The organism is Kitasatospora sp. NPDC059646, assembly GCF_042734615.1.
GTDB lineage: Bacteria > Actinomycetota > Actinomycetes > Streptomycetales > Streptomycetaceae > Kitasatospora.
The window spans coordinates 29215-52254 of sequence record NZ_JBHWDS010000057.1 but is presented as its reverse complement, the minus strand read 5'-3'; the positions used below and the strand labels follow the sequence as shown (position 1 = coordinate 52254).

19 protein-coding genes and 1 pseudogene are annotated in these 23040 nt (G+C 71.8%); 7 read left to right on the top strand and 13 right to left on the bottom strand.

The features are described 5' to 3' along the window. Window positions 1–499 precede the first annotated feature (499 nt). From ACFV1L_RS30465 to ACFV1L_RS30445, 5 genes and pseudogenes are all read right to left on the bottom strand, one after another. A protein-coding gene (locus tag ACFV1L_RS30465; RefSeq protein ID WP_380371913.1) for an IS5 family transposase occupies window positions 500–1350 on the bottom strand; the annotation gives its coding sequence in 2 pieces (ribosomal slippage) (window positions 500–985 and window positions 988–1350; 849 coding nt in all). Window positions 1351–1731: 381 nt separating this feature from the next. Then, a complete protein-coding gene (locus ACFV1L_RS30460) occupies window positions 1732–2232 on the bottom strand; it encodes a helicase associated domain-containing protein (RefSeq protein WP_380371910.1) in 501 nt (166 codons plus the stop codon). Next, window positions 2232–3356 carry an ATP-binding protein gene (locus ACFV1L_RS30455; protein WP_380371908.1) on the bottom strand — a complete coding sequence of 375 codons (1125 nt, stop codon included), beginning with the start codon at window positions 3354–3356 and terminating at the stop codon, window positions 2232–2234. Before ACFV1L_RS30455 ends, ACFV1L_RS30460 begins: the two co-directional genes overlap by 1 nt. Window positions 3357–3526: 170 nt before the next feature. Then, window positions 3527–5133, bottom strand: a pseudogene (locus ACFV1L_RS30450) (ISNCY family transposase). 275 nt (window positions 5134–5408) lie between these two features. Beyond that, window positions 5409–6176: an SMI1/KNR4 family protein gene (locus ACFV1L_RS30445; RefSeq protein ID WP_380371906.1), complete on the bottom strand. Its 768-nt coding sequence runs from the start codon at window positions 6174–6176 to the stop codon at window positions 5409–5411. Window positions 6177–7687: 1511 nt separating this feature from the next. Between ACFV1L_RS30445 and ACFV1L_RS30440 the strand changes: the two genes are divergently transcribed. Then, window positions 7688–8065: a hypothetical protein gene (locus ACFV1L_RS30440; protein WP_380371904.1), complete on the top strand. Its 378-nt coding sequence runs from the start codon at window positions 7688–7690 to the stop codon at window positions 8063–8065. Window positions 8066–8571: 506 nt separating this feature from the next. On the opposite strand, the gene ACFV1L_RS30435 is transcribed toward ACFV1L_RS30440, so the two are convergent. After that, on the bottom strand, window positions 8572–10155 hold the full coding sequence (locus tag ACFV1L_RS30435) for a replication-relaxation family protein (protein WP_380371902.1): 1584 nt from the start codon (window positions 10153–10155) through the stop codon (window positions 8572–8574). A 364-nt stretch (window positions 10156–10519) separates the two neighbouring features. Next, complete coding sequence (locus ACFV1L_RS30430) at window positions 10520–11491, bottom strand: LuxR C-terminal-related transcriptional regulator (RefSeq protein WP_380371899.1); 972 nt, start codon at window positions 11489–11491, stop codon at window positions 10520–10522. 401 nt (window positions 11492–11892) lie between these two features. Between ACFV1L_RS30430 and ACFV1L_RS30425 the strand changes: the two genes are divergently transcribed. The 4 genes from ACFV1L_RS30425 (at window position 11893) to ACFV1L_RS30410 (ending at window position 15526) form a co-directional block, all read left to right on the top strand. Further along, on the top strand, window positions 11893–12081 hold the full coding sequence (locus tag ACFV1L_RS30425; RefSeq protein ID WP_073818268.1) for a hypothetical protein: 189 nt from the start codon (window positions 11893–11895) through the stop codon (window positions 12079–12081). A gap of 6 nt (window positions 12082–12087) precedes the next feature. Next, window positions 12088–12414 (top strand): hypothetical protein, encoded by a 327-nt coding sequence (locus ACFV1L_RS30420; RefSeq protein WP_073818266.1) that lies wholly within the window; start codon window positions 12088–12090, stop codon window positions 12412–12414. A gap of 119 nt (window positions 12415–12533) precedes the next feature. Further along, window positions 12534–14087 carry a CHAP domain-containing protein gene (locus tag ACFV1L_RS30415; protein WP_380371896.1) on the top strand — a complete coding sequence of 518 codons (1554 nt, stop codon included), beginning with the start codon at window positions 12534–12536 and terminating at the stop codon, window positions 14085–14087. Window positions 14088–14239: 152 nt separating this feature from the next. Continuing rightward, the gene (locus tag ACFV1L_RS30410; protein WP_380371893.1) at window positions 14240–15526 is read left to right on the top strand and encodes a transglycosylase family protein; all 1287 of its coding nucleotides are present in this window, start codon (window positions 14240–14242) and stop codon (window positions 15524–15526) included. 233 nt (window positions 15527–15759) lie between these two features. Here the strand turns inward: ACFV1L_RS30410 and ACFV1L_RS30405 are convergent, their stop codons facing one another. From ACFV1L_RS30405 to ACFV1L_RS30390, 4 genes are all read right to left on the bottom strand, one after another. Continuing rightward, complete coding sequence (locus ACFV1L_RS30405) at window positions 15760–16083, bottom strand: hypothetical protein (RefSeq protein ID WP_380371891.1); 324 nt, start codon at window positions 16081–16083, stop codon at window positions 15760–15762. Window positions 16084–16449: 366 nt separating this feature from the next. Further along, window positions 16450–16914, bottom strand: coding sequence for a hypothetical protein (locus ACFV1L_RS30400; protein ID WP_380371889.1), 465 nt, complete (start codon window positions 16912–16914; stop codon window positions 16450–16452). Window positions 16915–17200: 286 nt separating this feature from the next. Further along, window positions 17201–17860, bottom strand: coding sequence for a hypothetical protein (locus ACFV1L_RS30395; RefSeq protein ID WP_380371887.1), 660 nt, complete (start codon window positions 17858–17860; stop codon window positions 17201–17203). Window positions 17861–17997: 137 nt separating this feature from the next. Continuing rightward, window positions 17998–18285: a hypothetical protein gene (locus ACFV1L_RS30390; RefSeq protein WP_380371885.1), complete on the bottom strand. Its 288-nt coding sequence runs from the start codon at window positions 18283–18285 to the stop codon at window positions 17998–18000. Between the two features lie 493 nt (window positions 18286–18778). On the opposite strand from ACFV1L_RS30390, the gene ACFV1L_RS30385 reads away from it, so the two are divergent. Both ACFV1L_RS30385 and ACFV1L_RS30380 read left to right on the top strand, forming a co-directional pair. After that, on the top strand, window positions 18779–19090 hold the full coding sequence (locus ACFV1L_RS30385) for a hypothetical protein (protein WP_380371882.1): 312 nt from the start codon (window positions 18779–18781) through the stop codon (window positions 19088–19090). An 831-nt stretch (window positions 19091–19921) separates the two neighbouring features. Further along, entirely contained in the window at window positions 19922–20851 is a 930-nt protein-coding gene (locus ACFV1L_RS30380) for a hypothetical protein (protein WP_380371879.1), read from the top strand. A gap of 167 nt (window positions 20852–21018) precedes the next feature. On the opposite strand, the gene ACFV1L_RS30375 is transcribed toward ACFV1L_RS30380, so the two are convergent. Beyond that, entirely contained in the window at window positions 21019–21708 is a 690-nt protein-coding gene (locus ACFV1L_RS30375; protein ID WP_380371876.1) for a transglycosylase family protein, read from the bottom strand. Between the two features lie 261 nt (window positions 21709–21969). Then, a complete protein-coding gene (locus tag ACFV1L_RS30370; protein ID WP_380371873.1) occupies window positions 21970–22641 on the bottom strand; it encodes a hypothetical protein in 672 nt (223 codons plus the stop codon). Between the last annotated feature and the right edge of the window lie 399 nt (window positions 22642–23040).

Genomic DNA, 23040 nt, shown 5'->3' with positions numbered 1-23040 from the left:
GGGGGTGACGCCTGGCGGCGTCACCGTGTGTGGTGGCCCGAGGCTGCGCCTCGGGGGCCCGGCTGCGCCGGGCGGGGGTGGTTGATGGCATTCGCCTGCGGCGAATTGGCGTGGGGGTGACGGCCCCTGGCGGGGCCTCAGTTGTTGGGGTTGGCGGGTTTCGGTGTGGCATGGGCCTGACGGCCCGCCATGGGGGGCGTTGACGATGTGACGCATAATTCCGGTAATGCCCCCTCCCCTGCGGGGAGGGGAATGCTCTGACTCCTGCGTTGACGATATGACGCGAAATTCAGGAAATGGCTCTGCCTTCGATCCGGGCAGGGGCGGCAGCACTGTTTCAAAGGGATCCGGTGCCCTGCGGGCACCGCGAGTTCCGGCCTCCGCCCGGACGGTTGCTGCCCCTACGAAGCCTGGTGGCCCGTCAGTCCGCCGGGGCGCAGCGGGTGGCAGCGTTCGGGGTATCGCGGGGGCGGCGGGCCCTAGGAGTCGTCTTCAAAGGTCAGATCCAGAGCAGGATCGAGGCGATGGTGACGGCGGCCTGGTAGGACTCGCGGGTCTTGTCGTAGCGGGTCGCCAGGCCCCGCCACTGCTTCAGCCGGTTGAAGCAGCGTTCGACGACGTTGCGGAGTCGGTAGGTCTGCCGGTCGAAGCCGGGTGGCCGGCCACCTCGTGAGCCCCGGTTGAGGCGACCGTTGGCCTGGTCGACGCGTTCGGGGATGGTGTCGCGGATGCCGCGTCTGCGCAGGTAGGCGCGGATCTTGCGGGAGCTGTAGCCCTTGTCGGCGATCACGTGGTCGGGCCGGGTGCGCGGGCGCCCCGGCCCGACCCTCGGGACCCGGATCGCCTCCAGCACGGCTTCGAGGCGGGTGCAGTCGTTGGTGTTGCCGCCGGTCAGGACGAAACCGAGCGGGCGGCCACGTCCGTCGCAGGCCAGGTGGAGCTTGGTGCTCAGTCCGCCCCGGGATCGGCCAAGGGCGTGATCACCCGCTTCGTCCCGGTCGGCCGCCCCTTTTTGCCGCCGGTGGCGTGCTGGTGGGCCCGCACGATCGTGGAGTCGACCGACACCAGCCAGTCGATGTCCCCGGCCGCGTCCTTCTCCGCCTGGATCGCCCGGAGCATCCGGGAGAAGGTACCGTCCAGTGCCCACCTGCGGAACCGGGTGTAGAGGGTCTGCCAGGAGCCATAGCGCTCCGGCACGTCCCGCCAGGACGTGCCGGTCCGCAGCTTCCACACGATCCCGTTCAACACCAGCCGGTCGTCCGACCGCGGACGACCGGCCACCCCCGAAACCGGAAGGAACCGCGACAGGACAGTCCACTCGGCATCCGACAACTCATGACGACGCACCATGGCGGACATGATCTCTCATCACTTGATCAGCTTTGAAGACGCCCCCTAGCTGTGACCGGTTCCCCTGGGAACGCGTCAGGCCGGCCTGCGGCCGGCGGAAGGGTTCGTCCTGGCCGCTGGACATCGCAGATGCGGAACGGCCCTGTGACGGCATCCGGCGGGCCACTGCCGGCGTGTGGCCGTCCACCCGACGGCAGACTCCTCCACAACGACTCGGCGGCCGGCTGCCCCGGGCGGGAACGCAGGGACAGGGCGTGGCACGGTGGGCCGCGGCCTGCGGCCGACAACCTGGGCGTCGGTCTGCCGGCCTCTGCTCACCCGGCAGACCGGCGGGGTGGACGGTCCTCCGGGTCCACCGCCGACGGCAGCGGCTGACGCCGCTCAGCGGGTGGTGAGGGCGTTCAGCAGGGTGATCTGCTGCGGGTTGAGCTTCCTGGCGCTGGCGTGCCGCATCTGCTTGCGCAGCCAGGATCCGGGGCGGAAGTGGGGGTCGCTCGCGTGGCCGGTGCGGTTGGCCGGGCCGGTGAGGCTGCCGCCTTCGGCGAGGTAGGCGGTCAGGCGGCGGTAGGAGCGGTTCCAGTCCGGTTCGATCTGCCAGAGCGGGTCGAGGGCGTCGAGGGCCTGGCGCTGGTGGTCGGCCAGGCCGGCGGCGTTGCGCTGGCGGCGCATCCAGGAGCCGATGGCGTAGCCGTCCAGCGTTTCCTTGGCGGAGATGGCGAGGTGGCCGGTGTGGGCTGCCCAGGCGCGGGCGTAGGCGTGGCCGCGTTCCCAGGCGCCGGCGTTCTTCGACCAGATCATGCCGAGTGCGTCCAGTTCGGTGATCCGGGCGGGGGCGAGTTCGCCGCAGCCTTTGAGGTGGCGCTGGCGGGTGATCCAGGCCATCAGGGGCCGTCGTGGCCGGGGTCGGTGGGATCCAGGTGGTGGTGTTCGGCGTGGAAGGCGGCCGCTGCGACGTACATGCGCTCCCACTCGCGCCAGCGTTTGCTCTCTTCCCAGAGCCGGCGGCGGTGGGCTGCGTCGCTCAGGTGCGGGGGCACATCGGGGACATCGACGAAAGCCGTCCAGTCGGGGCCGTCCGGCAGCGCGTTGGGAAAGGCATAGCGGGCGGGGTGCTTGGCGGGGTGGGGGTGCTGGGGTGGGCGCAGGCGGCAGTGCTCGGCGCTCTGCAGCAGAGGCGCCAGCGTGTGCTCGGGCAGCGAAAGGAGGCGGGTGCCGGTGCCGGTGAGGCGGAGGTAGTGGGTGGCGGCATCCAGCAAGGGGCGGGCCCAGGGCGGGAGTTCGTAGGTGGCGCAGCGCGCGGGGGTTCGGCCGTGGGGCGGGGCGTGGAGGGTGAGGGTGGGGCAAGCGGGGTGGTAGTCGGCGGGGGTGGCGGTCGCGAGGTGGTGGAAGGGTGCGCCGGTAGTGAGGGCTGTAGCGAGCGCTGCGGCGTGTTGGGGGTGGGCGAGGCGGTGGATGCGCTCGATGGCTTGGTGGAGGAGGCCGTCGGGTGGCGGGGGTGGCCGGCGGTTGTTCGCGCAGCCGTCGCCGCCGGCGAAGACGACCGCGATGTCGGTCGAAGGGTCGTCCCACAGGTAGCGCCAGTACTCGAAACACTCCCTCGACATCCACTGGGCCTCGTCACAGACCAGAACATGGAAACCGCGGGCGAGGGCGTCCTTGAGAACGGCGTCGAACTCGATCGGCCGGGCGGGAGGCTCGCCGGGCAGTCCGAGCGCGCGGAACAGTTCGTGGCGGATGTCGCGCGGAGTGGGCCGGGCCCGGAACGCGATCCGGTAGGAGTTGCGCGGCGCGAGCAGGCGCAGCGAGGCGTTCACGGACAGGGACTTGCCGTTGCCCGCGGCGCCGGTGATGCACATCATCGCGCGGGCCTCCAGGGTGGCGGCGATGTTGTCCCGGGCGGTGCGCAGCGTCTCGGTGGCGACCGTGCAGGCGCCTTCCAGGTTCAGGTAGTGGTCGGCGCGCTCGGGTGGCAGCATGCCGGGACGGACGGCGGGTGCGGTGGTCACGGTGAAGGGCTCCTGAGGGGTTCGACGGGTGGGAACGGGCGGGCGCCGGGCGACCAGGATCGGCGGGGTGAGTGAGAGGCGCCGGGCGCGGGCCGAGGCGACGAACGGGGCCTGAAACGGGTTGTAGGCGGATACGGGTGCGCCTGCGGTGTGGTGCGGACTGCGGCCGTTCAGGCCGGTGGGTTCTCTGGGCCGCCGTCAGCGCGCTCGGGCTCGGCATTCGCCGTGGGGCGGGGCAGCACCCATTCGTCCGGGACCGGGGCGTGCGGGAGCAGCCCGGGCAGGGCCAGCGCCTGAAGGTCCCGGCCGCCGGCCGCCTCCAGCTCGGCCACTGCCTCGGTGGCGGTCAGTGTCTGGAGTGACTCGGGGATTCGGGGGGTGGTGACGGCCGCGTACGTTCGGTGCGGAGCTTTTCGGCGGCGGTCAGGGCCTTCTTCAGCCGGCGCTGCTCGGCCGATCTGGTGCGGCACACTGCGGCCCGTTGCTCGTCGGTGGCCGCGTCGGCCGGGTGAGCGGCGCCCAGGCGGGCGCCGGTGACCGCGTCGACGACCTCGACCGCGTGGGAGTGGTGGGGCAGGAACCGGATGCGGACCTTGGTCCCGTCCCCGGCCTGGCCCTGCATCCAGTCGCCGACGTAGTAGCGGCCCCGCCAGTACACGCCGCTGCTGGTGAGGGTGCGGGCGCGGCCGTCGTCCTCCAGCGTGAACGCCCACAGTTGCCCCCGTTTCGGGTCCTCGATCGGTGTGGGGTCGCCCAGCCACGCCTGCAGCGGGGTACAGCCGCCCAGGGCTAGTGAGGTGTGCTCGGTGTTCCACCAGTTGACCCATTCGAGCAGCAGCCGGACGAACGCAGTGAACGTCAGCGGTGCCGTCTCGTCCTTGGTCCGGTCCGGGCGGCGCAGCGAGGGGGTGGGGGCGTGGGTGTAGCGGGGGAGGGCGGCGAAGAGCATCCGTTCCGCGCACCGGTTGAGGTTCTCCACCGTGCCCTTCAGGTGCGGGCTGTAGGCGGGCAGGTCGTGGACGGGGATGGCGAGAGCGCCGAGCGCGGAGGTGACGGTGCGCGAGAGGAAGTCCTTGCCGCGGTCGATGCGCACCAGGGCCGGCAGGCCGCCGATCGGCCCGTAGGGGCCGGCCTCGTCGTCGCGGAAGATCGCGGTGCGCAGCGCTGCCAGGATCGCGTCCCGGGACGGGGTGTGCGGGGTGATGGCGGCGCCGGTGACGGCGTTCGTGGCGCAGTCGATGAACCAGGTCACCCACGGGCACACCAGCTCGCCGTTCAGGTCGACCTCGACCGGGACGTGCTTGTGGTCGCCTTCCCAGCAGGCGTTGCGCCACTGGCGGGGTCGGCGCAGGTGCACGTCGTGGCCGCGCCGGGCCCGCTCCCCGCCGGTCAGGGCCGCGCGCTGGCCCGGGTTGAGGTCCCGGCGGATCGCCCGGTGCAGCGTCGCCAGCGACGGCACCGCCACCGGAAAGGGTGCGTCCTTGTCGTCCTGCCCGCCCACGTCGTCGGGGTCGTCGGCTTCGACCATGGCGCGGGCCTCGGCAAGCAGTTCACGGTGCACCGCGGCCGCGTTCCCGCACCACAGAACGAGCCGGGCATGCAGCTGCGGGGTGAGCGTGAAACGCTCCCGCCCCTTCGCGCCGGTCCTTCCCTCGGCACGGCCGGCGGCCAGCCAGCGCCACACCGTGCGCAGCGACACCCCCACCGCGTCCGCGACCAGCCGCACATGGCCGGTCGTCAACTCACCCCGCGCGTCCAGGACCAGCAGCCGGTCCACCGCCTGCTGCCGCGCCAGCGCCACCGGCACCACCGGCCCCGCGTCGGCCGGCCCGTCCTCCCTCGGCACGGGCACCCCCCTACTCCCCCGGACGGTGCGAGAACCCGTGCCCCCGCACACGGGCGTCCTGAATCCAGGAAGCCGGAGTCTGCACCCCGGTGACAGCGCAACCGGCATTCCGCTGACACCAGGACGGGGCGTGCGGTAGAAGCACGGCACGGCGACGGCTGAGAGGTGGAGCGGTGCGGCGGTACGCGCGGGCGGCACGGTTCAGATCAGAAAGGCAGGTCGTCCACCTCGACCGGGGCAGGTCGCGGGTAGCCCAGTGCCCAGCGGGCCGGGAAGGCCTTCTCCAACGCCTCGAGGCCGGCCCGGGTACGGCCCACCACGTGCAGCCAGCTGAACGCCTCGCCGCCGTCCAGGCGCAGGAGCACTCCGGGGGCGGAGTACCAGCGCACCGGCGAATCCTCCAGCCCGGTCCATAGCGGATAGTCGGGCAGCGCCAGGCGCTTGAACCGGTGCGGCAGTGTCTCGATCAGGTCTGCAGGTAGCTCGCACGCGTTGTAGAAACGGCTCTCGGCGAACAGGGACTCGCTGAGGATCAGCTCGAGGGCCGCCAGGGAGAGGCGGTCCATGAACGGCAGCCAGCCGTCCCGGGACTGGACGAACACCGGTGGATCATCCCGGCCGAGATCTTCAAGGCGCACTCCCCAGTAGGCGCAGCCCTGGTTCTCCGCACGGAAGACCAGCACACCGCCGAACTCGTCATGGACGAACACCTCGCCGGGCGGCAACAGCGGGTCCTGGTTCTCCGTCAGGTCCGTGCGGGTGCCGAGCAGGGTGTAGAACTCCCGCAACGCGGCCGGAAACCGTAGACCCAACCGCGCCTGGGCCCGCTCCAGTTCCCCGTCCGGGACTCCGTCCGCGTCGGTCAGCGGGGTGGTCCAGGCCGCTGCGAAAGCGTGCAGGAACTCCCATGCCCGCCCGCGGTCGGGGACTCCCTCACCCAGAACACGGGCCGCATCAAACACCTGCTCGGTCATGCCCCGGACCGTATCCCGTTCTCTGCGCAGGACCGCTCCCCCGCCCGGCCAGTCCCGGACGGCCGGGACGGGAAGGCATAGGAATCTGCGCTGAACTGTCACTGGAGAACGTCACTTGACGACAGAGGACATCGGCATCCAAGTGACCCAACCGCTCCGCCGCAACCCGGCCACGCCCTGGGTAACCCCACACCCACACCCTGATGACATCAACCGATTCCAGCAGTGACAACAAACCGCAGATTCGCAGCTCCCGTGGCGGGGCCTGCGGCCCTCGGGAGACGCCGGTGGGCCACCGGTCCAGCCCGAGCCTCCCCGGCCCCCGTGGCGGGCCCTCACGAACGGCCGGACGGCGGCCCCTGACGGGCCCTCAACCGAGAATCCCGACCGGGCGTCCGAAGCGTTTCCGGCGATGCTTCCCGGGGCGTCGAACAGCTCTATCCTACCGGTCCGCCAACGGGCGCGGGACGCGAATAGACAACCTCGCGTAAACCGTCCATCCCATCTCTATCCGACCCCACCACCGGCGGGAATCCGAATTCCCTCCCACTCCTTTTCAGGCGGCAATCCGACACCCTTTCGAGGAGCAGCGGCGAGGAATCCAATTCTGACACGCTGGAAAGGGGCCTACGGCCCTCCGCGACGACACGGGCGACCACCCTTCCAGACCGCCCAGAAAATTCCGCCCAGCATCAACCGAGCAATTCCCGCGGCAGCACCACCGAACCGAACACCGGACCAGGACGGCGGGGCCTGGACGGGGCGCAGCGAGGCGGGACGGGGCGCGGCACCGGGCGGCCAGGGCGGGCACGGGGGCAGCGGCCGGACAGCCAGGACGGCAAGCACAGCGGCCAGGACCAGCCACCAGGACTCCAAGGGGCACGGCCTGGACCGGCGGGCCCACCGGCGCAGCGGGACGGCCTGGCGGCCGACCAGGACGGCTACCAGGACGCAGCAGCAGGGCACAGCGGCGGGCGCAGCGCGGCGCCGGGCGGCGCGGGCGGGCAGCGGGAACCGCCGAAGCCGGCGGACCGGGCAGCGGGTGCAACACGGCACTGCCACACGCCCGCCCGCCCCCGCTCCCGGCCACATAACGCCTGGTCAGACCCGCAACGCGGCCCGTGTTGCACCCCAGCGCAACACCGCGTTGCACCCCGCCCGCCACTGCCCGGCCGCCCGCCACCGGCCGCCGAGCACCACCAGGACCACGCCCCCGAGAAAGCCGGCCCTCCCGACCCGCCACCCAGCAGCAACCCCGACCCCGCCCCAGCACCCTGTCGCACCCACCTGTCGCGCCCAGACCACACACAGGGGAACAGGGGCATCCGCCCACGTCACACCCCACGACACCACCCCACCACGACAGGCAACGCGACAGGCAACGCGACAGCCCACCGAGCACTCCTGGACGACCGCCAGAACGACCAGGAGCAGGGACAGGAATCGTCGAGCAACCCGGCGTCGGTGGGTTCGTTAGCCAGGTGAAGATCACCTTCTGTGAGGAGATGCCCATGCGATCTCGAACCATCGCCCGTTCCGTACTCCTGGCTGCCGGCCTGACCGCTGCCAGCATCGGGGCCGCCCACGCCGAAGGCTCGGCGTACGGCTCGTACGGGACACTTTCGGCCGGTTCCGCCTACACGCCCATCACCGCACCACAAGGCGCCGCCCAGTGGGGCAGCACGGCTTCAAGCCAGTCCTCCAGCGGGTCCGCCGGCACCTGGGACAACGAGATCCACAGCGGCACCGCCAGCAACTACGGCCAGGACCTCACGGGCTACGGAGCCACCGGCACCAACCACGACAACCAAGCCGCCAACAGCCAGACGGCCGGGGGCTCACAGACCCAGTACAGCCCCTCCACCTCCACCCCCACCTACGGCGGCTAACGCCCCGCCGCCGGGCGCACCCTCAGCGCGGGGCGCCCGGCAGCGCAGCACCGGCAGCGGCGCAGCAGGCCCGGGATGGCCGGCGCAGCAAGGCGGGCACGCTCACCGGCGGGGAACGGCCGGGCACGGCCACCGGCGGAGACGGCGGGCCCGGGACGGCGGCGGCCGAGCAGGGCCGCAGCAGGCCCAGACGACGCGGAGCCCGACCCCACGAAACCGAACACCCACCCCGCCACCACCACACCACCGCAATTCCAACCAGAATTCAGACCGCCATCCGACAGCCAATCCACCAAAACAACCAAGCGAAATTCACCCCCGAAAACAACCCACAACCACCCCACCAGCCCCCGACCGACCCCAACCGGCCCCCGACCCACCCAGCCACCACACACAGTCACCAAAACCCGGGGCCACCAACCCTCCGCCAACCTCCCGACAGGTACAACCAAAGGTCCAGACAACTAGCTATACGAGGCCATTTCACGCCCACCACAACCAACAGGTCACACTCTGCGGCTCTTCGCCGGGTAGAGCTTGGCGTGCAGCAGGCGGTCCTCCCACCACGGGTCATGCGGGGTGGAGACCAGCGCGGCCATCTGCTCGCGCTTGGTCGGGACGGGCAGCATCAGCGGGCCCAAGTCTTCTGCGGTGCGGTCCTGTTCGCACTGCGGGCACTCCAGCCGGTCCGGCCGGGCCTTCTCCCGCAGCTCCAGCTTCGAGCCCTCCTTCCCGCCGATCGAGCCCCGGCACGTCCAACACGGGCGCAGCGCGGCGTTGGCCGTGCGGGCGGCCTCCAGCTGTTCTTCGGCCTCCCGTTCCAGGCGTTCCTCGCGGTCCTGGTGGCAGGACCAGCAGCGGCCACCGGGGCGGCGGGTCCATTGGCGGCTGCCGTACACCCAGGTGCTCTCCTCCTCGGGGACGTCGCCGCAGTCGATGCAGACCAGGGAGTCCATCAGCTCTTGGTGGACCCGTTGCTGCTCGTCCTCGCGGGCGGCCTGGCGCAGGTCGTAGGCGGCCCGGTTGTTCGGGTTCTCCAGCGCCTCGGTGAGGGAGTGCCGGCCCGAGCGGCCGAAGCGCCACCACACCGGCCCGAGCGGCCCGTGCTCGGCCAGCAGCTGAAGGGTGGTCGCGATGATGGGCACGGCGTCGTCGTACTCGCGCCAGCCGTCGTCGTTGTAGTCGCGGACCTCTCTGCACCACCGGCCGCGCCAGCAGTCGGCGGACAGGTCCGCGACGGCCTGCTGCCGGCCTGCCAGCGCGGCCGGTCCGGCGTCGGTGACGACCAGCGCGACTGGGGGGTACCCGGGCCGGGTGTGGCCGGGCCAGGTGCGGTGCCACCAGTGCACCGTCCGGTCAGCGGCTGCTTCGTCGGAGCGGACCGGGTCGTTGTCGCGGACCCTGGTGCGGAACAGCTCGCGGTAGGCGGTGAACTTCGCGGCCACCCGCTCCGGCGACATGGTGGATCGGTCGACCTCCACCATCAGCACCGGCACGCCGATCTCCGGGGCCTGCCACACCGCGTCCGGACGCACCTTGCGCTTCCCGCCCGGCAGGACGAACTCCACCTCGGTCGCCCAGTCGGTGATGGTGCCGACGCCGCCCGCCGCGTCCGGCGCGGTACCGCCGAGGACGAACGCGGCGATCGTCTCGTTGACCGCCATCGCGTGCTGGGCGCCGGAGCGGCCGGCGCCGCGGGCGGTGGAGCCCATGTCCGAGCGGGGCAAGCCGAGGACGTGCCCGGCCGCCTCCAGTCCGGCCGTGCCCTCCAGACGCCACGTCTTGTGCCGGGCCTTCGTGTTGCCGTCGGAGGCGACCAGGCCGTGCAGGGCGAGGTCGCCGAGCGCTTGGCGGATCGCCTTGTTCGACGTGGCCGCTGGGCGTAGCAGGCGCTGGAGCTGGTCGGCGGTGGCGACCTTGAGGACGCCGAGCGCGCCGAGGACGTCGGCGCGCAGCGCGGTGGTCGACCCGTTCGGGTTGGCGGCGCCGCGCCGGTACACGGCCCGGCCCGGCCGGGACGGCTCGGCGAGTTCGACGGCGACGGCCCGGTCCTCGTTGTCGGGCTGGGCGAGGCTCTGACGGGTGCTCACGGACGTCTCCCGAGGGTCGTGGACGGGGCGTTGCCTTCGAGGGATACCCGGCGCTCCCGACAGCCACCAAGCCCGTTACCGACCGGCGCGCCGCGCCCTCTCCAACCACCCCTGATTCCGGCCCCGCCGCCACCCCCAACCAGCGAGCGGCCGGCACCAGCCGGACGCCTCGCCCTGGAGGTCGGCCGCAGCGTCCTCGCCCTGGTCGGCAACCGCGACACCCCCACCGGCGAACTCCTCTTCGACGCCGAACTGGTGATCCGCGCCACAACCGCGCCCGCACCGCTGCGCTGACCCCGGACGCCCGGACGCCGGACGTCCGGCCACCCTCCCCGTTGGCCGGGCGTTCTTCCGTGACACCCCGTCAGAGCCAGCCCCGGTGGGCGGCCTTGATGCCCGCCTCGAAACGGCTGCTGGCGTCCAGCCGTTCCATGATCGAGGCCATGTGGCGGCCGATGGTGCGCGAGGAGATGCCCAGCCGCTGCCCGGCCGCCTCGTCGGTGAGGCCGCCGCCGAGCAGGCGCAGCAGCTCGCGCTCGGTCGGGGTGAGCCCGGTCGCCGGGTCCTCCGGCCGGGCCGCGCCGAGCGGGACGGCGGTGCTCCAGGCCTGCTCGAACAGATCGAGCAGGGCGCCGATGATGCCTGGCTCGGTGACGTGCAGCGCGCCCTTGCGGCTGTCCGCCGGGTCGATCGGGACGAGCGCCTGGACCCGGTCCACGATGATCACCCGCTGCGGCACGGCGGGCGCGGTGCGGACCTCGCCGCCCTGCCCGAGCAGCCAGTTGGCGTACGCCGTGACGTGCGGCTGGCGGCGGGTGGTGTCCTGGTAGAGCGTCCGCATGGTGATACCGCGGGCCAGTGCCGCGCTGTCGGAGGGACGGCTGGCGTCCAGGTCGTCGGGGCGCTGGGCGCGCGGATGGGTGGTCAGCACCTCGCGCTCGGTCTGCCGGGCCATCAGCTCCAGCCGGGCCCGGATGGCGTCCATCCCGAGCAGGCGCTCCCCGTGCGCGGGCCGGTGCTCGGCCCGCTCCGCGACCATCCTGGTCACGGCGGCCCGGGACGCCGCCAACTGGGCCTGCCGGGCGGCGAGTTCGGCCTCGTGCCGGGCCAGTACGTCGGCCAGGCCGATCTCCGGGTCCACCGCGCGCAGCTGCCCCGGACGGTCGGCGGACACCCGGACCAGCATCAGCGCGCCGAGTTCGTCGAGGCAGTCGTGGACCTGCGACTCGCTCAGCCCGCTGCGGGCGGCCAGCTCCGCCACCCCGTCCAACGGGTGGTCGAGCATCGCCCGGTACACCGTGCCGGCCTCGACCGACACCCCCAGTGCCTCCAGCATTCCGTCCCCCTCCGCGCCCGGCGCAGCCGTCCCCGTGAGTGGATGGCGTGCGAATCCTTTCAGGGCCCCCACTCCTCCTTCAAGAAAGATCAATGGGGCCATCGGGACTGGTCGGGGCATATGCGCGCGAAATCTGTTCGATTTTTTTGGCGCCCCCAGGCCCCTCCGGGGAGCAGCCTGGCGGCGGTCCTGTCGGGGAGCGGACAGCGGGTCCGGTGTCCGGAACCAGACTGTCTGGTTGGGGACAGTCGGCATGCCTTCCCCCGGGTCCGGCGGCACGGAAAGCTTTACCTCGCCGCCAGGAAAACGGACCGGGCGGCAGCCGGCCGAAGCGTCTACCGCGGGACGTGGAGCCGGACCACAGCCAGCCCGCCCCACCGACACCGGAAGAGGTCCACCCCGTGCTTCGCACCCGCATCGCCCAGGCCGCCGCGGTCGCCGCCCTCGCCCTGACCGCCCTCGCCGCCCTCCCCGTCGCCGCCCAGGCCGACGAGACCCCGGCGCCGACGCCGACCGCCACCGCCCAGCCGACCGGGGCCCCCGCCCCCGGGACCGTGCAGCCCGCCGGCAACTACGGCTGGGGCGACTGATCCCCGATGGACGTCGTCCACGCCAGCCTGCACCGCAGACACCCTGCGGAGCCCGTGCCGGACGGTGAGACGGCGGAGATCCTCGCGGCCCTCTGGGCCCACGCACTGCCCGCCGACGGGCTGCAGCACATCACCGCCCGCGGCGAGAACGACCGCACCGACCTCCTGATCTACCTCCGCACCCTCCCCGACCCGGATCCCGCCCCCGACGGCCAACCGGCCGTGCAGCGGGCCCACCGGTTGATCGCCCGCACCCACCGGGCCTCGCCCCTGCTCCGCCGGAGCCACCTCCCGCCGGTCCCGCCCGCGGACCACGCGGCCGGCCCGCGCTGAGCCCGCGCCGCCCGCCGCGCCCCGCAGTACCCCTCTCCCGGACCTCCCGCCGCTCCGCCGTGCCCGAACCCGGCCGACCGGGCGTCCACCCGGCCACTCGTCAGACAGGAAGCTTCGCCATGCCCGCTGTGTCCTCCTCCTCGTCCTCCGCCAAGCTCGCCAAGCTCGCCCGGACCGCCCTCGCCACCGCGATTGCCGCCTCCGGCGTGATCGCCGGCTCGGTGTTCTCGGCCGGAACCGCACAGGCCGCCACCACCGGCGACTCGATCGTCAACACCGCCGCCGGGCAGCTCGGCAACGCCGCCTGCGGCAACGGCGGCCGCGGCTACTACGCGTCCGGCACCGGGCAGACCAACAGCTGCTCGGGCGGCCAGGAGGCGCACGCCTGGTGCGCCGACTTCGTCGGCTGGGTCTGGGCCCGCAACGGCGTGCAGAACCTCGGCGTCCTGAACGACCTCGCCAACTCCCTGCAGACGTACGGCAACAACAACGGCACCCTGGGCAGCACGCCGCACGTCGGCGACGCCGTCTTCTTCCACCCGAGCGGCTACAGCACCGGCTACACCACCTACGACCACGTGGCGATCGTCTCCGCTGTCAACTCCGACGGCACCATCGACTGGATCGGCGGCAACCAGGGCAGCTCGCCCGGCTACGTCACCCGCAACACCCGGATGCCCGGAGCCGTCGGCTCCAAGGAGTGGTCGGTCAACGGCGTCAACGTGCACCTGGCGGGCTACATCCGGCCGGTCGGCGGCCAGGCCGCGGTCCAGCGCGGCGACCTGTTCCACGAGTCCCGCGACCCGTGGGGCTCCTGGTCCGGCTTCGCGGCGGTGAACGGCTACGCCGGCGCGCCGTCCTTCAACGCCAGCCAGGAGGCCATCACCTCGACGCCCGACAAGTCGACCCAGACCCTGGCGGCCGGCAACGACGGCAACCTGTACCACACGGCCCGCTACGCGAACGGCTCGTGGACCGGCTGGGCCCCGCTCGACGGCTACGACGGCGCGCCGAACTTCTCCGCGAAGTCCTTCTCGATCGCGGGCATGCCGAACGGCGACGCGCAGGTCCTGGCGGTCGGCAACGACGGCGGCATCTACTTCACCACCCGCCTGGTGAGCGGCAGCTGGCAGGGCTGGAGCAAGGTCGGCGACTGGAGCGCCCGCAAGGTGGCGATCACCGCGATGCCCAACGGCGACGCCCAGATCCTGATCATCGGCAACGACGGGCTGGTCTACCACAACATCCACTTCGCCAACGGCACCTGGCAGGGCTGGAACGGCGTGGCGGGCTTCGGCGGCGCGGCCTCGTTCGCGGCCAACAGCATCTCGCTGGCCGGCATGCCGAACGGTGACGCCCAGCTGGTCGCGGTCGGCAACGACGGCAACATCTACCACTCGATCCGGCTGGCCAACGGCTCCTGGCAGGGCTGGGGCCCGGTGGCCGGCGTGGGCAGCGCGGCGAACTTCGCCGCCTCCAGCATCGGCATCACCAGCACCCCGAACGGTGACGCCCAGCTGGTCGCGGTCGGCAACGACGGCATCGCCTACCACAACGCCCGCTTTGCGAGCGGGTCCTGGCAGGGCTGGGGCTCGCTCGGCTTCGGCGCGGTCAACGTCGCCATCACCGGGGTCGGGGACGGCTCCTCGCAGGTCCTCGCCACCCACAGCTGAGCCCACCGGGCGACCCGCTCGGCCCGCTCGGCCTGCTCACCGGTCCCGTCCGGTGGGCGGGCCGCTCCCCGCCACCGCCGCACCGCCCGCTCGCACCGCCCGTCCCGCCCGCCGGCCTCTTCGCAGCCTTCGACCACCAGGAGCCCGTCACCGTGCCCGCGCCCCGCCGCAAGCCCGCCGCCGTCCTCGCCCTCGCCTCGGCCGCCGCCCTCGCCCTCCCCGTCCTCGCCGCCGGCACCGCCCAGGCCGCCTCCGTCGCCAACTGGGACAAGGTCGCCCAGTGCGAGAGCAGCGGCAACTGGAGCATCAACTCCGGCAACAGCCTCTACGGCGGCCTCCAGTTCGACCTGCCGACCTGGCGCGCCTACGGCGGCACCCAGTACGCCGCCTACCCGCACCAGGCCACCAAGCAGCAGCAGATCCTGATCGGCGAGAAGGTGCTGAACGGCCCGCAGGGCGCCGGGGCCTGGCCGCACTGCGGCGGCCCGCTGGTCGGCGACCACACCAACCCGTACCCGAGCACCCCCGCCCCCACCGAGCGCGGCACCCTCTACCACGAGGTCCGCGACCCGTGGGGCGCCTGGTCCGGCTTCGCCCCGGTGATCGGCTACGGCAGCGCCCCGTCCTTCAACGCCGGCCAGGAGGCCGTCACCTCGACGCCCGACAGGTCGACCCAGAGCCTCGCCCGCGGCAACGACGGCAACCTCTACCACACGGCCCGCTACCCGGACGGCTCGTGGACCGGCTGGGCCCCGCTCGACGGGGTCGGCGGCGCGGCCAACTTCGCGGCCAGCACCTTCTCGATCGCGGGCATGCCGAACGGTGACGCGCAGGTGCTGGCGGTCGGCAACGACGGCGGCATCTACTTCAACGCCCGCCTGGTGAGCGGAAGTTGGCAGGGGTGGAGCAAGGTCGGCGACTGGAGCGCCCGAAAGGTCTCGATCGCCGCGATGCCCAACGGCGACTCGCAGGTCCTGATCGTCGGCAACGACGGGCTGGTCTACCACAACATCCGTTTCGGCAACGGAAGTTGGCAGGGCTGGAACGGGGTGGCGGGCTTCGGCGGGGCCGCTTCGTTCGGTGCGAGCAACGTGGCGATCACGGGCATGCCGAACGGTGACGCGCAGCTGGTCGCGGTCGGCAACGACGGCAACATCTACCACTCGATCCGGCTGGCCAACGGCTCCTGGCAGGGCTGGGGCCCGGTGGCCGGCGTCGGCGGCGCGGCGAACTTCGCCGCCTCCAGCATCGGCATCACCAGCACCCCGAACGGTGACGCCCAGCTGGTCGCGGTCGGCAACGACGGCATCGCCTACCACAACGCCCGCTTTGCGAGCGGGTCCTGGCAGGGCTGGGGCTCGCTCGGCTTCGGCGCGGTCAACGTCGCCATCACCGGCCTAGCCGACGGCTCCTCGCAGGTCCTCGCCACCCACAGCTGAACCGGACGGCCGGGACGCGGCGGCGCCACGGGGCGGTTCCCCGTGGCGCCGCCGCGGCGCGCACGGGCGCTGTCACGGCGTCAGGTCGACCGCCAGCGGCCGGTGGTCGGAGACCGCGAAGCGGGGCAGCCCGACCGGGGCGGCTCCGGGCTGGTCGGGCTTGCGGTCGGCCTCCAGGACCAGGGCGACTGGTGGCAGGCCCTCGCGGTCGGCCGGCGATCGCCGCAGCCTGACTACTGCGACGCCCGCAAGGCCGCCCCCGCAGACGCGACATCCAGGTCGACCACGACGTCCTCGCCCTCCCAGCGGCCACGTTGCGAGATCGCCAGACCGATCAGTGCGAGTTCCGCTGCCCGGTCCCGAAGCCCGTACTCCTCATGGGTCTCAGGAGCGCGCCCGCCCAGCTCGTCGCGTTCCCACGCGTCCACGGCGGCCTCGGCCACAGCCCTGGGCAGTCGCATCCTGATTCGGCCGACCTGGGCGTCGACATGCTCCCCGATCATTGCCAGCACCTTCGAGTCGGCCCGGTACCGGACGTACTGCTCATGATCCACCACGAGGCGAGGCTACTCAGGACCACTGCATCTGTCGCGGCCGTTTACCCGGCGAACGTATGCGGTCAGAGCACTGGAAACGTCCTCTGACGGGTTGTAGGACGGACGGAGCACGCGTGTCGCCCGGCCGGGGACGCCTACACCCGAGCCTCGCGGGCGAACACCAGCGGCAGGACCAGGTCGTCGCTCCCAGTGCCCCGGTCGTCCAGCAGCACCGCGACATGGTCGCCGCTCGGCGCGGACACGGCAGGCACGAGGCCGACCTCATCGGCCGCGCGCAGCCAGGTGCCGGCCTCCTCGTGCGGTCCCAGTAGGCGATGGCGAGCCGCTCCGACGCGACGGTCCTGCATGTCCGGCAGCGGGGGTAGGTCAGTGCCGGACTCCGGCGTCCGTCCAGGCGGCCGTGATCCGGCGGTAGGCGTCGACAGCGGCATCTCCCCGCTCTTCGCCCAGGACCACGGCCGTGGCCACCGCCTTGACCTCCGGCAGTTCGAGCATCAGGACCGCCGCCACCTTCTCCAGGTCCGCGACCACCTGCTCCACCGTACGGGCCGGAGCGACCACGTCGGCGCACAGCAGCTCCAGAAGCCCGCGCACCACGTCCGTGTCCGGGTCGCCCGCCACCGTGCGGCGCAGCACCAGCAGCACGTCCCACAGGGCCTCCAGCTTCCAGGCCGGCACCGTGTACAGCAGCACCTGGCCGGCGCCGGCGTCCTCGGGGACGGACTCGGCCAGGGTCTCAACGAGCAGGCCCGCGGTCCGGTAGGCGTCGGCGGTCAGCAGATAGCGGCCGTCGTCCCGGTACGCGTTCGCCGCAGCGGCTGCGGCAAGCATTCCCAGCACCTCGTCACCGAGGTAGGCGACGTCCCGAATCCAGTCCGGACGGCCAGGAAGCACGCAGACACGATCCGGGGCCCACCCCACGCACACTCTTCACCACCGCAGCGTCCCAGCACGCCCCGGCCAGACGCAGCAGAACGCCCGAACACCACCCCACCCGGCCCCGGCCCGCCCCATCTCCTCCCGCTCGCCTTGCTCCGCCGGTGGCGTCGTGAAGCGGGGCCGCCGGTCATCGGGCAGCTTTTCGCGCCGTGGTGCGTAGCAGCGGGTGGCCAGTTGCTCAGTCGAGGTCGGCGGAGGCCAGGGCCACCGCGAGCACCAGGTACGGGGCGGCTTGCAGGCACTGCTCGGCCATCATGCTCGGGTCGGAGGCCGTCGCCGCGTCGTTCAGCAGCACCAGCAGCCCGGAAGCGATGGCCGCGTCGACCGCCGCGTCCAGGACCTCGGCCGCTGTGAACTCCCCGCTGGCCTCGTACTCCCGGATCAGGGCGGCGGCGCGCGGCGGGTCCTCGGGCCACAGCTCGGCGACTACGTCGGCGACGGCTGCGAGGTCGATGGCCGCGCCCTGTTCCGAGGTCGGCAGCGGCACGGGCCAGTCCAGTCCGGGCTCCTCCACGATCTCCTGTGCCCGCGCCAGCGCCACCCTGGCGGCGCTCGTCCGCCGGGCCTGCTCCCGCTCCCGTGCGACGGCGGCCGGCCACCTCGCGTCGTCCTCGGCCCGGGCCGCCTCCAGCAGCGGAGCGGCCGTGCGGCTGAGGTAGACGACCGGCAGCGGGTCCACCACGACCTCCTGCTGCCCGGGCGGGGCGTCGGCGATCGGCTGGTACAGCGCCTGCGCCGCCGTGGCGCAGGCCCCGACCGTGGTGGTCAGGGCGGCGATCAGCCGGGCGTGGCGGCGTCGGCGGGCGGGCAGGTCCAGGCGGGCGGGAGTCGCGGTCACCCCCGCACTATGCCGCGACGCACCAGCCCGCGACGTCCGTTCCCGTGAACACCGTGCAGGTGGTCAGCGCCACTGGTAGGACGTGCCGGCCTTCGCCCTGCACCCTGGGGGCAGAACAGGACACGGGAGCCGACCGGTCAGGCGGCGGTGGCGACGGCCGTCGCAGCCGGCTTCGGGGCGAGCCAGGCCCGGGCGGCGATCGCGCGCAGCTCCACCAGGCGCTCGACCAGAACGGGCGGCCACAACGAGCCGGAGAACTCGCCGAGGGGGACGGTCAGCGGGTCGGCCGGCCAGCACGCCCGCTCCAGCCACTGCTCCTCGGCGGGGAAACACTCACGGGCCCGGGCGGCGATCCCGCCGCAGAACCAGTCGACGGCGTCTTGGGCCGCGCGGCCGCTGGCGAGGTCGGCATTCCACCGTTCCACGTCCCGCCGGGCGCCGTCGCGGGCGCCGCGGATCAGCCTGTAGTTCTGGCACAGGCCGGGCGCACCGTCGTAGCAGGAACACGCCGTGCAGTCAGCGCAGGGCCTGCAGGGATGAACGGTCGGCAGGGCCGGGGGTTCGACTACGAGTTCGGCGTCGACCCGCTCGCGGCGAACGACTTCTCGCTGCTGGCCGGTCCTCGAAGCGTTCCACGGCCTGCAGCCGGATCCGCTCCCACGCGGCCCTTTCGGCGTCGGTCAACCCGCCGCCCTGCGCGTATCTCACGAAGCCGCCCCGGTCACCCACCGGAGTAGGCCGATTGTGTAAACCTTGCGAACCGTTGACACAAGATGGAAAGTTGTAGGTAGATCAGATGCCGCACTTTGGCGCTGGCTACGATCGGTCGCGCTATTGGATGTTCTCCCGGGAGCATACGACTAGGTCGTCGCTGGCTTCGTCTGCACGTCTCACACGACCTCCACGAAAGGCGAGACAGTGGGACAGATAACCAACACCAAGATCGTGACCTTCAATTTCCCTCCATCCACCAAGACTTCCCGCGACATCGAAGTGCGATGGGGAGGGGGCGGCGAAGTACTCGGAATGCTATTTCTGCGAGGGTTTCACTTTGAGTATACAAACCATCGCCATTTCGATGCCGGCCTCATTGAAGTGGACCTCCAGGAGTTGGGCGACTTTGTGTCGGGACGCTGTCACGTGCAGTTGCGTGACGACACCGAAGACACTCGGGAATGGACAGGCTGGGTTAAGGCGATTGCAGTATTCGGAATGCCACAGCCCCAATGACGCGGCAAGTGCACGGCTCGGCCGCCGACCCGGTGTTGATCGGATCCAGGCATCAGGATAGGCACAGCCGGGTGACTTGGCCACGTGTCGAGTTGAAGATGGCGGCCGCGCTTAACGTGGACCTATACCATTCATTTAAATGTGGCGATAATAGGAGATGCTGTGGGAACTCCCCTTTTTGCCTCCGCGAATTACTCGAACACGAAGTCGCAACTATGGATGCCGTACGGAAGCGTATATCTGGCCAGCTGCTGGACGGCGAGTGGATCCCAATGGAACGCGTGGACCGAGTGGCCTACGGCAGGGGCTGGCCCCATGAAGGCCTTGGTTGCTCTTCGACGCAAAGACGGCCGGGCCCAGCTGTTTACCGCAGCGGAGAGAGGATTCTACTCCGCCATTTATACCGGGCCCGGGGTACGTGACGACTGGTTTCCATGCGCGGCACCGCCTGGAAATGAGGTGCTGAGCTTGAACTCTGCACAGCTCCCGGATGGCCGACCCCAGCTGTGGGCAAATACTGATCAAGGTTTCTTCACCTCAGAATACAACGCGGCCGACAAATGGGACCCATGGAAAGAATTCCCTCTCCCTCATTGATTTTTTCAGAATGAGGTTCGGTGCTTTCCCAACGGCGCAAGCCTGGCGCGCCTGCGTGGACACCTGCTCTCGGTCATCGCCTTCCTTGACTGGACGGCCGCCACCAGCGTCGCCCTCGACGCCGTCACCCAGCGGCATGTCGACGGCTGGCTGGACACCGGCGGGCCGTCCCGGCGCTCCATCCGCGGCTTCCTCCAGTGGACCGCCCGGCGCGGCCTCACCACCGACCTCGACGTGCCGCGCCCCCGGCCGACAGCCGAACCACGGGACTGGTCCACGCCCGACCAGCGGTGGACACTGCTGGACCGCTGCCTGAACGACGACGCCCTCCCGCTCGACGTCCGCGCGGCCGGCAGCCTGATCCTCCTCTACGGCATCAACGGGCAGCGCATCACCGAACTGACCACGCGCCACCTCACCGGCGGCACCCAGCCCACCATCCAACTCGACGACCACCCGGCAGCCCTCCCCCCAGCCGCGTTTCACCTCCTCGCTCAACAGGCCGAGCACGCCGTCACCGCCTCCGCCATCGCCCGGGCCTCGGCCCGGCCCAGCACACCGTGGCTCTTCCCCAGCCAACTCGCCGACCAGGCCGTCACCGCCCACTGCCTCACCAGGAAGCTGCGACACCACGGACTCCCGGTCATCCCCTGGCCAGCGCCCGCCCGGTCCCGGAAGGCTGCTTGCGTCGGAGCCGCAGTGCGCGGCCGATCGAGGAGGGACCGGATGGGACGGCCGGACACGGCGGGCGCGCGGCAGCTGCTCAGGCACTGGCGGGGCACGGCCGCGCAGCTCTTCGGCATGGCCGCCGGGCGGTTCCCCCGGCCGGAGGCCAGCGTGCTGCTGGGCAGGATCGCCGGCTGCGGAGCGCCGCCCAGCGTGCTGCACGCCCTGACCGCGGCCCGCGGACTGCTCCGCGGCCGGCTGTGGGCCCGCGCCTACACCACCACCCTCACCTCGCTGTCCCTCGCCGCGACCCTGCCCGCCGCCGTCCAACTGTGGGCCCTCGCCCACCCCCAGCGCGAAGGCTTCCTCACCCGCGAACCCGCGGACGTCGCAACCCCGCTCGCCGTGCTGCTCGCGCTGGCCGCCGTCAACGCGGCGGTGCTGTACGCCACCGCGCTCAGCCCCCGCACCAGCCACTGGTACACCCACGCCCACTGAACCCGCCCGGCCGACCATGCGGTTGACCACGCGGCCGTCGCCTGCCCGCGTCCGCGCCGGGGGGTCGGCCGCGGCCGCACGAACCTCTTCCCCCGCCCGCGGCCTGGTGGAGTGTTCGCAGCGGATTCTGAGGAGGGCCGACGTTCCGCGGAAGGTGGACGACGACGTCACCTGGACTCGGCTGATGCACTCAGACGCGCGCGGACAGCAGGCAGCCGGCTGTCGGGCCAGGGGCCGAGCGCCAGCACCTGGCCCGGCAGTAGCAGATCGGGATCCCCGCCGACGGTGTCGCGGTTGAGGGCATGGAGGGCCGGCCATCCGCCGGGGAAGCCGAGCTCTTCGGCGATGCCGCTGAGGGTGTCCCCTTCCTCGACCGTCCAGGTGTGCGACGGGTCCGCAGACAGGACGGCGGCGTCCTGCGAACCGGCCCACGCCTCCTGGCCGTCGCGCGCACCCGCCCACGAAGCCTCGGCGTCCAAGTAGTCGGCGTCCCGGGCCGCCTCGGCGCCGCACGCCGGCCACGGTGCCAGGCCCCGCCGCGCGGCGAGGCGCTCCGCCACCTCGATCTGCTCCTCCCTGGTCGCCCGGTCCGCGCGCGGCGCGTAGTCGAGCCCGCCGTTGGCGCGCCAGGTCGCCGCATCGAACTGCAGGCCCCCGTAGTAGCCGTTCCCCGTGTCGGCGTCCCAGCGGCCCCCGCTCTCGCAGCGGGCCACAGCGTCCCAGTCCCATCCCGCCGCCGAACCCGCCGGCGCTCCGAGCGCAGGCGGCGCCGACAGCACTCCCAACACCGCGGCAAGCACGAGCAGAGGAAGAAGGACAGCGGACAGACGGCGCAGCGACACGGCAACGGACGGCATGGGAACTCCGCAGCTCGGGGACAGGGACCCGGGCACCGAAGCGCCCGGAACCCCATCCGTTCCCACGACGCCACGCCACCCGGCTCCCCGGAGACGCCGACACTCCGAACAGCGGTCCGACACCATCCCAACGCCGACCGGGTCTTTCCTGCCCTGGGCCGCAGAAGCTTCGGCACCGTTCCGTCTCGATCCCAAGCCACGAGGGCAGCGGCAGGCACCCCGCTTTCTGCCCGGCCCAGACGTGAAGTGAATGCCCAGAGATCAGGTACGCGAGGGACCCCCTGGGTCACGGACGGGGTTCTTCATCAGGGGAAGCGTCCGCTCGTGCACGTCCCCGGCGCGGTCTGAAACGCGGATGCGGAAGAACAAGTCGGCCAGCACCGCCATCGCCCTCGCGGTGAACCACGCCACCTGGTAGGTCGACTCCGCGCGATATGCGGCTCCGGGAGTCACCAGAGTCAGGGAGAAGTCGACGTGTTCGGACAGCCCCGAGGAGACCAGTAGGGCCACCACCTCGTCGTGCGTCAGCCAGCGCCGCGGTGTCGGCGCGGCCGACGGCACGAGTTCAACCCAGTAGCTCGCCTCGACGACGACCACGGCCGCAGCACCGGCATTACCGACCGTGCATTTCCATACCCGCGCGCCGTTCGGGGCAAGGCCCTCGGCGACGAGGCCGCCGCTGCTCAGGACCGGTTGTACGCTGCGCGCGTACTGGGCGCGGGCGATGGCGGCGCCTACAGTTCCGAGTGTGGCGGCCGTGGCTGTGGGGATGTCTAGCAGTTGCAGCTTCCACGGCCAGTGGCCCGCAGAACCTGGCAGGTTCTTCTGCACGATCGCGAAGACCAGCACGGTCGCCGAGACTGCGACCAGCGCCCAGATCAAGGACGAGAAGAGCCGGTTTCGCCTAACCACCCGTTGCTGAGTCTCGATCACTACTCCCCCAACTCCCCAGCATTAATGCCAGGTTAGAGACCCATGGAGCCACAGTGCAGCCGGTCTATCAAGAGCGCGGCGGACCGCGCTTTCCGATGGGGCGGGATGCAGCGCCCCCGTTGTCCGGAGCCTCGGCGGCGAGCAGGAGGCGGCAAGACTGAGGGGCGTAGTACCGGCGGAACAAGATCGACTCGGCTGCCTGGCAGCGCAAGTCGACGTTGACCGCGAACGGCGCGCGGCCGGTCAGCTGGAGGGTCTTGCTCGGGCGGGGTTGGCGCGGCGATGTCCCGGCCGTCGAGGAGCACGACCGTCGCGTCCCGCTGGTGGGCCTGCCCACGGCGAGGTGAACCAGGAGATCTGCTCGCTCTGCAGGAACCGGCAGCCACTCCTCGAAGGTCC